General features: G+C 37.5%; 12 protein-coding genes. 9 read left to right on the top strand and 3 right to left on the bottom strand.

Going from position 1 to position 12,951, the window contains the following annotated elements; all coding sequences use genetic code 11:
• Positions 1 to 314 precede the first annotated feature (314 nt).
• From L1028_RS20950 to L1028_RS20925, 6 genes are all read left to right on the top strand, one after another.
• The gene (locus L1028_RS20950; protein ID WP_234539195.1) at positions 315 to 1,571 is read left to right on the top strand and encodes a flippase; all 1,257 of its coding nucleotides are present in this window, start codon (positions 315 to 317) and stop codon (positions 1,569 to 1,571) included.
• 421 nt (positions 1,572 to 1,992) lie between these two features.
• Positions 1,993 to 3,015 (top strand): polysaccharide biosynthesis protein, encoded by a 1,023-nt coding sequence (locus tag L1028_RS20945; RefSeq protein WP_234539193.1) that lies wholly within the window; start codon positions 1,993 to 1,995, stop codon positions 3,013 to 3,015.
• Positions 3,015 to 3,869: an SDR family oxidoreductase gene (locus L1028_RS20940; protein ID WP_234539191.1), complete on the top strand. Its 855-nt coding sequence runs from the start codon at positions 3,015 to 3,017 to the stop codon at positions 3,867 to 3,869. Before L1028_RS20945 ends, L1028_RS20940 begins: the two co-directional genes overlap by 1 nt.
• Before the next feature lie 12 nt (positions 3,870 to 3,881).
• On the top strand, positions 3,882 to 5,009 hold the full coding sequence (wecB, locus tag L1028_RS20935) for a non-hydrolyzing UDP-N-acetylglucosamine 2-epimerase (RefSeq protein ID WP_234539235.1): 1,128 nt from the start codon (positions 3,882 to 3,884) through the stop codon (positions 5,007 to 5,009).
• A 458-nt stretch (positions 5,010 to 5,467) separates the two neighbouring features.
• Entirely contained in the window at positions 5,468 to 6,112 is a 645-nt protein-coding gene (locus L1028_RS20930; protein ID WP_234539189.1) for a YdcF family protein, read from the top strand.
• An 838-nt stretch (positions 6,113 to 6,950) separates the two neighbouring features.
• Positions 6,951 to 8,087 (top strand): EpsG family protein, encoded by a 1,137-nt coding sequence (locus L1028_RS20925; RefSeq protein WP_234539187.1) that lies wholly within the window; start codon positions 6,951 to 6,953, stop codon positions 8,085 to 8,087.
• 237 nt (positions 8,088 to 8,324) lie between these two features.
• On the opposite strand, the gene L1028_RS20920 is transcribed toward L1028_RS20925, so the two are convergent.
• On the bottom strand, positions 8,325 to 8,837 hold the full coding sequence (locus L1028_RS20920; RefSeq protein ID WP_234539185.1) for a hypothetical protein: 513 nt from the start codon (positions 8,835 to 8,837) through the stop codon (positions 8,325 to 8,327).
• A gap of 285 nt (positions 8,838 to 9,122) precedes the next feature.
• Positions 9,123 to 9,431, bottom strand: coding sequence for a hypothetical protein (locus L1028_RS20915; RefSeq protein WP_234539184.1), 309 nt, complete (start codon positions 9,429 to 9,431; stop codon positions 9,123 to 9,125).
• A 373-nt stretch (positions 9,432 to 9,804) separates the two neighbouring features.
• Between L1028_RS20915 and hemA the strand changes: the two genes are divergently transcribed.
• The 3 genes from hemA to L1028_RS20900 are packed head-to-tail and all read left to right on the top strand — an operon-like array spanning position 9,805 to position 12,688.
• Positions 9,805 to 11,202, top strand: a complete 1,398-nt coding sequence (gene hemA / locus L1028_RS20910; RefSeq protein ID WP_094873480.1) for a glutamyl-tRNA reductase — start codon at positions 9,805 to 9,807, stop codon at positions 11,200 to 11,202.
• 5 nt (positions 11,203 to 11,207) lie between these two features.
• Positions 11,208 to 12,035 (top strand): cytochrome c biogenesis protein CcsA, encoded by an 828-nt coding sequence (gene ccsA, locus L1028_RS20905; protein ID WP_234539234.1) that lies wholly within the window; start codon positions 11,208 to 11,210, stop codon positions 12,033 to 12,035.
• A gap of 5 nt (positions 12,036 to 12,040) precedes the next feature.
• Positions 12,041 to 12,688, top strand: coding sequence for a precorrin-2 dehydrogenase/sirohydrochlorin ferrochelatase family protein (locus L1028_RS20900; protein WP_234539182.1), 648 nt, complete (start codon positions 12,041 to 12,043; stop codon positions 12,686 to 12,688).
• 42 nt (positions 12,689 to 12,730) lie between these two features.
• On the opposite strand, the gene L1028_RS20895 is transcribed toward L1028_RS20900, so the two are convergent.
• On the bottom strand, positions 12,731 to 12,951 hold a 221-nt coding region (locus L1028_RS20895), incomplete at its 5' end, for a hypothetical protein (RefSeq protein WP_234539180.1).

Below are 12,951 nucleotides of genomic sequence, written 5' to 3'. Positions count from 1 at the left end.
ATTAATATTGGACTGTTTGCTTCATTATTTCATTAATAGTTGTTCTACTAATTTATAATTTAATTTTTTCTCAAATGATTTATTAGCTTCCTATGGAGGAATTGTGGCAGTCTTCGTTTTTGTTATACATGCTTAAGAAAGCACGGAGAAGAAGGGTCACCTCTTCTCAGCAAAACATTGCTTACTGGGTACTGGGGAAACAGCAGTCATTATGGCATCGATTTTTGAAGCAAATTTAGTATCAGGGAGTACTGGCATGCATATTATGACATGTGCTTTGTTCGATTTAACAAATCATGTAGGAGAAAGAAAAAATGAGTAAATTTGCTAAGAATTTATCATGGATTTTTGCGGGGAATTTAGTACATGCAATATTGCAATTCTTGCTAAATATTTTGATTGCAAGGGTTTTAACAACAGCTGATTATGGTCTAATTAATTATTCAGCTTCATTAATAGCATTTTTTACGTCATTAGGAACTTTGGGGTTTAATGGGATTATCACTAAGAAAATTTCTGATGAAGAAGATAAAGCGGAAGAATATTTAGGTTCTGCTATTATTTATAGATTGATTTTCTCAATATTTGCAATTATATCATTACAAATAATTGTAAGAATATTTGATCCCAATAATACAAAATTACATACTGTAGTTTTTTTTCAGTCTATTACGATTTTTTTTGGAGCGTTTGATTTAATAGTATATTTTTTCAGATATACGGCGCAAGCAAAAGTAGTCGAAGTATTAAGACTAGCAGCCTTTTTTTTATCAGCATTTTGGAGATTGATCGTTTTAGCCACCTATAAAAGTATTACTTTATATGTATTAGGTACTTCCATTGAGTCAGTTTTTTTTGCAGTTTTTTTAGTTTTTGCATTTGTGAAAATCAAAAAGACAAGATTCAAATTTCGTAATAGTACAGCAATAAGCCTAATGAGGCTATCGTATCCGTTCATCTCATCTGCAATTATGACAACAATTTACGGTCAAGTAGATAAAATTATGTTGAATAATATGATAGATAGTACTGCAGTAGCATATTTCTCCGTTTCGCTCACATTAGCAGGAGCAATATCGATAATTCCGTCAGCTTTAATTGAGGGATTTAGACCAGATATAATGGCTTCTAGAAATCGGGATATTAAAAAATATCATAAAAGACTTAAGCAATTATATTGTATGGTATTTTGGATTTGTATCACATATTGTTTGTTTATCACAATATTTGCAAAAGATATAGTGCTTATTCTTTATGGAGATAAGTACTTGCCTGCAGTAAGTTCTATGTCATTAATAGTATGGTATACTTCTTTTTCATATTTTGGTGCGATCAATAATATGTATATGGTTGCAGAAAACAAAGTGAAATGGGTTCAAGTAATTACACTTGTCGGCGCAATATTAAATGTGTTACTTAACTTTATTTTAATTCCATACTATGGAATAGTCGGGGCGGCCACCGCATCCCTTATTACTCAAATAGTTGCCAATTTCATTTTACTGGCTTTTATTCCTTCTTTAAGAGAAAACTTTAAAATAATAGTGAAGGGTATTACTTTTCAAAGATGAAATATCAGTGATTATGAGATTAAGTGCTCCTTTAACTAACAAAAAACAGATGAAAAGTATAACGTTAAGTGAAAATAAATTTTCAAAACTAAGATAGGTTATACAAAAGAAGTTTACAGAATGTGCGCCATTTAAAACGTTTCATTACAGCTATATAGTCGTAAGAACAACCCCATTAATTGGTCAAGTATGGGCAGATAGCAATATCCTATTAGACATGGGAGGTTAGTTATTACAACCGAGAACGGGAATTAGTATATGAAAGATGTTTAGATTGTTACACCTATTTTCCGAGTATTCTAACGCTCGACTTGTACGTGACCATAAAAATGGTGGGTTATTAGATGTTAAGATAAACAACAACAGCTATAAAAGAGTAATATAAACGGCTAAAAATAAGATTATATAAGGAGGATGACATATGTTTAAAGAAAAAGTACTACTGATTACAGGTGGAACAGGTTCTTTTGGAAATGCAGTTATGAAAAGATTTTTGCATACTGATGTAAAAGAAATACGTATTTTTTCTCGTGATGAAAAGAAACAGGATGATATGAGAAAAAAATATAATAACGATAAATTGAAATTCTATATTGGAGACGTTAGAGATTTAGCAAGTGTTAAAAATGCAATGCATGGAGTAGATTATATCTTTCATGCAGCGGCCCTTAAGCAAGTACCTTCATGTGAATTCTTTCCACTTGAGGCTGTGAAGACTAATGTGATGGGAACAGATAACGTTCTCACAGGTGCCATTGAAATGGGGATAAAGAAAGTTATCTGTCTATCAACAGATAAAGCTGCATATCCGATTAATGCAATGGGTATTTCAAAAGCAATGATGGAAAAAGTCTGCGTTGCGAAGTCAAAAACCGTAGATCCAGGAAGAACACTTATCTGTGGTACGAGATATGGAAATGTTATGGCTTCGAGAGGGTCAGTTATTCCTCTATTTGTAGATCAAATCAAAAGGGGACAACTTTTGACAGTGACGGATCCAAACATGACTAGATTTTTGATGAGTTTAGAAGAAGCGGTTGAACTTGTGGTGTTTGCATTCCAAAATGCAGAAGCTGGAGATATTATGGTTCAAAAAGCGCCTTCATCTACGATTGGAGACTTAGCTCAAGCTGTTAAAGAACTTTTTAATGCTGATAATGAAATTAAAATTATCGGTACTCGTCATGGAGAAAAGTTATACGAAACGCTCTTAACAAAAGAAGAACATGTAGGTGCAGTAGACATGGGCGGTTTCTATAGAGTTCCTGCGGATAAGCGTGATCTTAACTATGATAAGTATTTTATCGAAGGCAATGAAGAACTTCAACAAATAGAAGATTACAACTCACATAATACAGAGAGACTCAATGTAGAACAAATCAAGGAGAAACTCATAAAGCTCGATTATATCCAAGATGAGCTAAAGAACTGGGAGGCAAGATAATGAAGGTCTTAATCCTAGGTGGAACAGGTATGGCGGGACATACCATTTCAATATATTTTAAAGAAGCTGGTCACGATGTAACAGCTTTTAGTAGAGGCAAGGTAAATTATTGTAAGAATGTAAATGGTGATATCACGGATTTCGGGAACCTGAAAAATATTATATATGAGGGTCAATTTGACGCAATTATAAATGCAATTGGGATATTAAATCAGGATGCAGAGAATAACAAATCAAATGCAGTTTTATTGAATAGTTACTTGCCTCATTTCTTATGCGATATAACTAATGAGATGAAGACAAGAGTTATTCATATGAGTACTGACTGTGTATTTTCTGGTGAAAGTGGTGGCTATCTAGAGACTTCATTCAGAGATGGAAAGACCTTCTATGATAGATCTAAAGCGTTAGGTGAATTCGAAAATGATAAAGATTTAACATTTAGAAATTCAATTATTGGACCTGATATGAGTGAAAGAGGAATAGGTCTTTTCAATTGGTTTATGAAGCAAGATGGTCAGATCAACGGCTTTACTAAAGCGATATGGACAGGTGTAACAACTTTAACTTTAGCAAAAGCGATGGAACAAGCATTGAAAGAGAATCTATCTGGACTTTATAATCTGGTGAATAATGAGACTATTAGTAAGTATGAACTACTAAAGCTCTTCAATAAATATATGAAAAGTGATCAGATTGAGATTTTATCAAGTGATAGTCTTTCGCTAGACAAGTCTTTAATCAACAATAGAAATGATTTTTCATTTAAAGTACCTGGTTATGAAGCGATGGTAGCTGAGTTAAAAGAGTGGATTGATAATCATAAAGAACTATATCCACACTATTTTAAATAGGGGGTAAGTATGATGAGAAAATTGAAATTAATGACAATCATGGGTACTCGCCCTGAAATTATTAAACTTTCTGAAGTTATAAAGAAAAGTGATAAGTACTTTGACCACATATTGGTCCATACAGGTCAGAATTATGACTATGAGCTGAATCAAGTGTTTTTCGAAAATCTAGGTATTAGAGAACCTGATATTTATCTTAATGTTGTAGGTGACAATTTAGGTCAAACTATGGGTAATGTACTAGCTAAATCATATGAAATCATGGTTCAAGAACAACCAGATGCATTACTTGTTCTTGGAGATACCAATTCATGCCTAAGTGTAATTTCTGCTAAAAGGCTTAAAATTCCGATTTTCCATATGGAGGCTGGAAACAGATGTTTTGATGAGAATCTTCCAGAAGAGATTAATAGAAGGATTGTTGATCATACAAGTGATGTGAATCTTTGCTATACAGAACATGCAAGGAATTATTTAAATTGGGAGGGTGTTCCAAAAGAAAGAACCTATGTAGTTGGTTCACCAATGGCGGAAGTATTAAATGTAAATAAAGAAAAAATTGATTGCAGTAGGGTACTTGAAACACTAAAACTTGAAAAAGGAAAGTATATCCTACTATCAGTTCACCGTGAAGAAAATATAGATAATGAAGAAAATTTTATGGCCTTAATGAATGCTGTGAATGCCATGGCTGAAAACTATGATCTTCCTGTGATATATAGTACTCATCCTAGAAGCAAGAAATTTATTGAGCAGCGAGGATTTAGATTTCATCCAAATGTGAGAACATTACAGCCATTTGGATTTGCTGATTATAATCATCTTCAGCAGAACTCATTTTGTGTAGTGTCTGATAGCGGTACAGTTGCTGAAGAAGCTTCTTATTTTAAATTCCCTGCAGTATCAGTAAGAACAAGTACAGAAAGACCAGAAGCCTTGGATAAGGGGAATATGGTAATTGGCAGCATAACCACTGAACAAGTTCTTCAAGCCGTAGATATGGCTGTTGAGATGAATGCTCAAGGGAATTTAGGAGAAGGTGTACCTAATTATTTGGATGAGAATGTAAGTACTAAGGTAATTAAGTTAATCCAAAGTTATACAGGGATAGTAAATAAAATGGTATGGAGGAAATCATGAGTAATGAAAGAGCATTAAACCATGGCTACTTGTTTTAGATTGGAAAGTGTAATTATGAATGTATGAAATACAAGTGATGTGCGAGTTCATTACCCGAAATGAAGCTAGCTGTTTAAAAGGAGGTGTGGGAATAAGTGATGTTTGATTTCAACACCCCAAATAAACAAATGTGTTTACACCTATGAAGCTTAGCGGCGAGGTTTATAATGTAGGAGGTCACAATAAGTTATCTTGAAGTAGTAAAAGATATTATCCGGACGTTAGGTAATCTGAGGATCTTATTAGCCGACCATTTTGGGCCATGACGAGCGTTATGCTATTGAACCAACTAAGCTGTAGAATCTGGGCTGGAAGTCGAGATACACCTGTGAGACTGGTATTTCTCAAAAAATCAATGGCAAACTGACAACACCGAATGGTGGGAGTGCATACTTAACGGCGAGTACGGGAGTTGATTTATGAAACATATTCATACCAATGTAACGTTAGGCAAACATAAAAAAAGACTGTTTCTTCTATATTTACCGGTCCTTTTACTTATCCTATTTTTCTTGTTCGCTGGCGCGTTTTTGCCCATACACCAATCTCCACAACCCAAGGATACCATTATCATTCTTAGTGGAGGTGAAGGACGGATGGAAGAGGGAACCATCCTATACAACAAAGGGTTTGCTCCTTATGTCATGCTCTCAAATTCCAAAGAGGGCATTAGCAAACACGGTGATATGCTCCAAACTGCCCTCGCTTTAGGCATTCCGGAATCCTCTATCCTAACCGAAAACCAGGCTCGAAGCACCTATCAGAATGCCAAGTTTTCTCTTCCTATCATGAAGCAGCATGGCTTTACCTCCGCAATCGTTGTCTCTTCTGATTTCCATATGCGGCGGGTGAAGTTTATTTTTGATCATGTGTATAAGGATTCTGGCATTAAGCTGACTTATGTGGGTGCAGACTCTGGATATAATGCTCGTTATTGGTGGAGTGACAGTCACAGCCGAGAAACTACGTTTAATGAATACATTAAGATGATCGGCAACGCTTTTGGCTATAATGGTCCAGAAGCGAAGAGTCTATTAAGAGAAATCAAACAATGGTTGCATTGAAACTACAAATATAATTAGAAGGTATTATTCGACAAACATTGTATTTCTTTTATCTGGATGATGAAGATCGTGTTTGGGTTAAAGTTCGGTCTAAGCATCGCCGACTTCTAAAAAAAATGGAGTCTAGAATATAGTTATATTTGCTCAGCAATTTAGTTTGTAAATCTTGTGGGGGGACTACATTCACTAAAGGTGAAATAAAAAACGGATATACTAATGTCATACCGATTGGTAAATCTTTCTCTTTTCGCTCCCCCACTTATATTTACATTTTGTAAGAGTTGCGGAGAAGTAGCTTCAATAAAAGTTGAAAAACCTGAGAAATTTTGTACTGAATAATGAGAGATCGTTTAAAGTTTCAAATCAACTCATCTAACAGCATCGAGCAGGGGGGATGGTCCTTTCCTACTTGATGCTATTTTTAGTTATCTGTTTCTGAGCAGTTGTTTCCTTTTGCTTACTACTTTCAATGAATTTCAAAGAATAAAAAATTAACCCAAATGCGGTAGTCAGCACAAACATATAAGGGCTCCCAACGGTTTGAAGAATGTAAATTAAAAGTAGTCCAGTAATTAGAAAATGTGGCATTAAAATGAAATACTTTCTTTTATTTACGTTTATCCCCTCTATTATTGTTTAATTATTTCAAATAAACCATTGTTTTTTATGTCATTCCTGAGGTTAGAATAAAAAAAGTGAAGAGTATGGTCCTAATACGAGTTAAATGTCTCGATTCGCTTTTTGCTAAATGAATCGTAAATTGTCGAAAATAATAGCCAAATCCTTCCTAACGAACTATAATATAAATCGCTTGGTTATTTAAAGGAGGATTTAGTTTATGTGGGTTTACATAGTCAATGTTGCTTTAATAATGTACTGGTGGTTTCTTTACACAGTTAACCATGGGATCAAATCAGGGGGGGGGGACGCCACCTCATCTAATGTAGAACAGAGGGTTCTTATTCCGCAGGATCATAAAAAAAGAAACTTCTTTACTTCTTTTCTTATTTTGTTGCCGTTTGTACAAGTTTATATGATTCTTGCACTAAAAAACATTAATGTTGGAACAGACACTGTGCCTTATTTAACAGGATTCCATGAAGTGACTTACTTGCAATGGAGCACTATTTTTGATTTAACAGTGAAAAATCCACTTTATAATTTTGAACGTGGGTTTATATTTATTTCCAAAATGATCTCTACATTCACAGACAACTTTAAAGTTTACAATGCCATTATGTGCCTACTTATGATATTACCAGTATACAAGTTCATTAAAAAACATTCTGCCATGCCATTTCTATCGGTTTTAATTTTTATTACATTTGGGTTTATGAATTTTTACCTGAGCGGCATGAGACAAGCTATTGCCTTATCTATTATACTATTTTCTTTCAATTTCATTGTTGACCGTAAAATATGGAAGTTTCTCGCAACAATAGCGATTGCTTCATTATTTCATGTTTCAGCTGTTGTTTTCTTTCCTGCATATTTTCTTATCAGTTTTACTTTCACCCCCGCCTTAGCAATTGCTTACATAGTCTCTTTGGGCTTAATCTATATCTTACGTTTTAACATAATCGAGTTCGTGACCCAATACTTCTATTCCGGTTCGTCCATTACAAATACCGGAGCTTATACGCTGATGCTAATTGTGATCGTGTCGTTCATTGCGGGATTATTATTTTATAAGAAAGCCGTAACTCTGAGCCTTAGTAACAAAATAGTTTATAATTTAATTGCGGTTGCTGCAGCTTTGATGATTTTTAATACTACAAGCAATATTGCACTCCGGGTTGCAAATTACTATTACATATTTATGCTTCTATTCATCCCTGCTGTTCTAAAAGCCATAGACAGCCTGATTATCAGAAATATCGCCACAGCGGTTGTTGTCATTTTTACTTTGACATATTACTTTAAATCGGGAATCTATTATCTCCAAGGCTTCCCTTACTCGTTTTATTGGGAGTAGTTACACACTACTCCTTTTTATATGCCTAGAAATTGACATTAGTTAAAATAATGCAAATTATATATACTTGATAGATCATAAATACTTGCTGTTATGTCATAAACCTCTGAATTGTTACCGAAGAAAGAAGAGCCAATAACACAGAATTTAACATATTTAATTTCTGGTAATGTCGGTGGATTGATAAGATGTTTGTATAAGTTCCAATACGAAGAAGGGAATATCGTGATTTTATCATTATATCCCATTACTTCCGACTGTAGTATTTCCAGTTTGCGTAAATGGTTTTGTATAAGACCCTTCTGTTTTGTTGTTTATAGCCGTTTCACTTGTTGTGGTAAAATAAAATGATTGATTTGCTGTATTCCAAGCAACAGAAACATCATTAAAATTAGCATCGTATACTTTATACATAACAGCCAATCCTAATCCTAATTTACGTGTGCAAAGCATTTCAAACATTTTATTTTTGGGATCATCAAAAAACTCGGTTTCCAAAACAACTCTAACGGCATAATCTACAGGTTTTAACCCCTTGGCATCGGCTGTTTTAACTAAGTCTTTAAATCCTCCCATGTATTTATCTGGGTCAAATGTGTCAGTTTTGATGCTGTATCTATTTAACAATTGTGAATTATGAAGCAACAAATGGCTTATGGATTTGTTCATTCCATCATCTATTATCGTTAAATAGTAGTTGACATTATCTGTACGATAAACAATATTATTTTTCGTATCTTCATGAAACATAATAGTCGACTGATAAGTTGTAGAAGCTTCCAATCTTAAATCTTAGCAAATAGTAGAGTATCATTTTACAAGTTTTATTCTTGCATTCCCTTCAAATGTGCCACCCTATATCCGTATATTCCCATGAATACACGTTCCGTCCATGTAAAATTCAAAGCAACGATTAATAATGATTTCGTTACACTATAATTCTGCTTTTGTATCACTTGCCACATCCATATCATTTTAATGGATATACAGCGCCAAAGCTAAATGTACTGTACGCTATGCTTCTATCAGTTAAGTTTAACCTAAATTTACAGTTACGTGATATTGGTTAATTGTTATGTGTTGACCCGTACCGCGAATATACAATTGGTCTGTTACATTAATGAATCCAGTAGATGTTGTATAAGGTGTTATTTTTTCAATATATTGATTCGGGTTTGTTGTGGGATCGTAAGTTAAGTCGGGTATATTAAATCCACCTAATTTAGCCTTAATCCATTGGTGTATCTCGCCTACATGTAATCCAACTCCTCGAAAACTGGAGTCTTTATTTAATGAAATAACCTTCAGATTAATCACTTTCTTGTTTGTTTTGGCGTAAGCCATGGTAAGGTTTAGTATATTAAAGTTTTTCGTACTAATTATGTCGTCAGTTTCGTTGTTACTTCAGCCAACTGTGCAGCAAGAGACAATGCTCATTATCATATAAATAATGAATTAATCCACTCCCTCATTCCCACCAACTAATAATTAATCACAAAATAACCCATTCTAACCGTAGCGAACCTGCGGTTTTTTATTTATAATAATTATTATCTGGATTTCATAAAGCGTTCAAAAAATCTGTAAAAAGTCGTATTTTCGTGTGATATACTTAACACAGTGTTTTGAGATGTTGTGAAAGTGAATATTATGTAAAAATATTCTTTAATATAGCTGTACTACAGTAATGAATAGAGACTAGGATGGTGAACTATCGATGCACATCGTCGTCGTTGGCCTGAATTATCGTACGGCTCCCGTGGAGGTTAGGGAACAGTTTGCTTTTGCGGAGAGTGATCTTCCGGCAGCGCTTCATCAACTGATGAAGACGAAGGGTGTGCTGGAAGGGGTCGTAGTAGCCACCTGCAACCGTACGGAAATTTATGTGGTCATGGACCGCCTCCATATGGGGGGCTATTTCCTCCGCGGCTTTATGGAGCAGTGGTTTGGAGTGAAAAATGAGCAATTTGCACAGCATATGTATATATATGAAGACGAGCAGGCGATTGCGCATTTGTTCCGCGTGACCTGCGGCCTGGATTCCATGGTGATTGGCGAGACGCAGATCCTGGGACAGGTACGAAGTTCTTTTCTCACGGCTCAGGCTGAGGGGGTAACTGGAACTTGGTTCAATCGTTTATTTAAACAAGCGGTGACGCTGGGCAAAAGAGCACATAGTGAAACGTCAATCGGCGAAAGCGCAGTATCTGTCAGTTATGCGGCAGTGGAGCTGGGCAAGCGGATATTTGGCATGTTCACTGGTAAAAGGGTGCTGATTCTCGGCGCCGGCAAAATGAGCGAGCTCACTGTAAAGCATCTATATAGTAGTGGTGCGGCTGAGGTGATTGTCGCTAACCGTACGCTGTCGCGTGCGATTGAACTGGCAGAGAAGTTCTCGGGTAAGCCGAGCACGATTGAAGATGCGTTAAAAGCTCTTAATGAGGTAGATATCGTGATCAGCTCAACGGGAGCTGACGGCTATGTACTTTCGGCAGATCAGGTAGCGAATGCTATGAAGCGTCGTCCTTCACGGCCGCTTTTTATGATTGATATAGCTGTACCTCGTGATATTGATCCTGCGGCGGCTAATGTGCCAGATGTTTTTTTGTATGATATTGACGATCTGGAGGGCATTGTGGAGAGCAACTTGGAAATGCGCCGGAGTGAAGCTGCGAAGATTGAAGTGATGATCGGTGAGGAAATGGATGAGTTCCAGCTGTGGCTTAAGACGCTTGGCGTGAGACCGGTGATCCGGGCGCTTCAGGATAAGTCGAATGCGATTCACGAGGAAACGATGGAGAGCCTGTTTAATAAGCTGCCTGAGCTGGACGAGCATCAGCGCAAGGTGATTCGTCGTTTGACCAAAAGCATTGTGAACCAGATGATGCATGATCCAATCAATGTAATTAAAGAGATGTCCGGTGGTAAGCAGGGAAATGAAGCGCTTGATTATTTCTCCAAAATCTTTGCGCTGCAGGAACAGCTCGAATCTAATTCAGATGGCGGAGATTCCGCCCCGGTTAAGCAGTCTAGTTCCACAGAACGTACTGCCGGTAGCGGCGATTTTTCTGTGCCTAAGACGGTGCTTGCTCCGGCAGGCCTGTTGGGTAGGTGAGTGATATGCAACTGCTGAACGGAATATATGATGCCGCTCTGCTGCTATATGCCCTGAGCCTGCTGTTTGTTTTCTCGGACTGCCTCTATCGCAACCCGAGTGGGAAGCGGTTAGGCACGGGGCTTCTTGTTGTTGTGGGTCTTTTGCAAGCTGCAGGACTCGGGATTCGTTTCTCTCAGGAGAAGGGGCTGCCCATTTTTACACCTTATGATTTCTTGTTCTGGTTTGCATTTAGTATTGTGCTGACTTCGCTTGCGGTGGCTTTCACACGTGGGGGCGAGTTTACGATTCTGCTGCTTAGTATGGCTGGTTTCAGTGTTTTTCTGTTAAATCGGGTGTGGCTGACGGCGGGGGGACATACGCTTGAGACTTGGAGCGCGGTGTATGGCTGGCTGACGATGCATGTGATTTTGGCCAATTTGAGTTTTGCTGCACTGACACTAGGGACGGTATTTGCAATATTGTACTTATTCCTGCACACCAGGCTCAAAAGCAAGCAATGGAGTGACCGAATTCGTCGTTTGCCGAACTTAGAGACTACAGATAAATATTCTTACACCGCTATTCTGGTGGGGACTCCTTTGCTGGCAATATCGCTGGTGGTGGCTAGCTTATCTATTGTATCTGAGGGACGGACACTATTATTGAAGGATTTAAAAGTACTAACGACACTTATTGGCCTTGGAATTTACATATTTTATATTATCTTTAAGAAATCCGGGCGGAGAAGTGGAGTAAGTATGGCTCGCTGGGCGATTTTAGGATATGCTTTTACTATCTTGAATTTTTTGTTGAATTCTTTGTCTGGTTTTCACGGTTGGAGCGGGGAGTGAAGGACATGACGCGTTTTTTACCCATAATGCTAAATTGTGAAGGGCAACAGGTTGTGGTTATTGGCGGTGGTGCCGTGGCTGAACGGAAGGTGAGCGGGCTGTTGGAAGCTGGAGCGGTGGTTAAGGTGATTAGTCCCTCTTTGACAGATACACTTGTCGCTCAAGCGAAAAAGGGTCTCATGACCTGGCATGATCGCGCTTATGCTCCCGGAGATCTCCGTGGGGCCTTTCTCGTATATGCAGCCACTAACGATAGAACGATTAATGAAGAGGTTGCGCAGGAGTCTAAGCGACTTGGCATTCATGTGAATGTGGCTAGCCATGCGGAAGCGGGGAATTTTATCACGCCTGGAGTTGTATGTAGGGGGCGTTTGACGGTAGCTGTATCTACTTCAGGAGCTGGACCGCTTGCAGCTGCGAAGATTAAAAGTGTGCTTGAAGAGGCGTTGGATGCGGCGTATGAGCCTTATTTGGATTTTGTACATACCATGCGAACCCGAATTAAGGAAAAAGAATCTTCTGCTGAAGTTCGTGGAAGGCTTTTGCGAAAGCTGGGGGCGCTCGATGTGTTGAATGAGATGAAGAATGGTAGCTTTATCGCATGGAGTCCGGAGGATATGGATGTTTGGATTGCTGATCATCGGGCGGAGTAAAAGTGCGTGTGGACACTGTGAAGTTTAGAAAATTGGGTTAGATTAATGATATGAGTAAAAATAGCTACTGGTCGGGATAGTTCGGATAATGGTATGAGTACCGTTGTATTGGGCTGAAGTGGTTGGAATGGTCGAAAGTACGGTATAAATCCCGTTGAAATAGGCTGGAGTAGCTGGAATGTCCGAAAGTAGGGCAAAAATGCCTCGGAATTGCCCGGAAACGGTCATATTAGCGAAATGAGAGGCAAAAATGCCTCGGAATT

Source organism: Paenibacillus pseudetheri, from assembly GCF_924513355.1.
Lineage (GTDB): Bacteria > Bacillota > Bacilli > Paenibacillales > Paenibacillaceae > Paenibacillus_AQ > Paenibacillus_AQ pseudetheri.
Note: the sequence above shows the minus strand (reverse complement) of the source record. Positions and strands in the feature narration are given on the sequence as shown.

Coding starts and splice junctions, on each gene's coding strand:
- L1028_RS20930 (WP_234539189.1), top strand. CDS start 5,468: ATGAAACATATTCATACCAATGTAACGTTAGGCAAACATAAAAAAAGA.
- L1028_RS20950 (WP_234539195.1), top strand. CDS start 315: ATGAGTAAATTTGCTAAGAATTTATCATGGATTTTTGCGGGGAATTTA.
- L1028_RS20915 (WP_234539184.1), bottom strand. CDS start 9,431: ATGGCTTACGCCAAAACAAACAAGAAAGTGATTAATCTGAAGGTTATT.
- wecB (WP_234539235.1), top strand. CDS start 3,882: ATGAGAAAATTGAAATTAATGACAATCATGGGTACTCGCCCTGAAATT.
- ccsA (WP_234539234.1), top strand. CDS start 11,208: ATGCAACTGCTGAACGGAATATATGATGCCGCTCTGCTGCTATATGCC.
- L1028_RS20925 (WP_234539187.1), top strand. CDS start 6,951: ATGTGGGTTTACATAGTCAATGTTGCTTTAATAATGTACTGGTGGTTT.
- L1028_RS20940 (WP_234539191.1), top strand. CDS start 3,015: ATGAAGGTCTTAATCCTAGGTGGAACAGGTATGGCGGGACATACCATT.
- hemA (WP_094873480.1), top strand. CDS start 9,805: ATGCACATCGTCGTCGTTGGCCTGAATTATCGTACGGCTCCCGTGGAG.
- L1028_RS20945 (WP_234539193.1), top strand. CDS start 1,993: ATGTTTAAAGAAAAAGTACTACTGATTACAGGTGGAACAGGTTCTTTT.
- L1028_RS20920 (WP_234539185.1), bottom strand. CDS start 8,837: ATGTTTCATGAAGATACGAAAAATAATATTGTTTATCGTACAGATAAT.
- L1028_RS20900 (WP_234539182.1), top strand. CDS start 12,041: ATGACGCGTTTTTTACCCATAATGCTAAATTGTGAAGGGCAACAGGTT.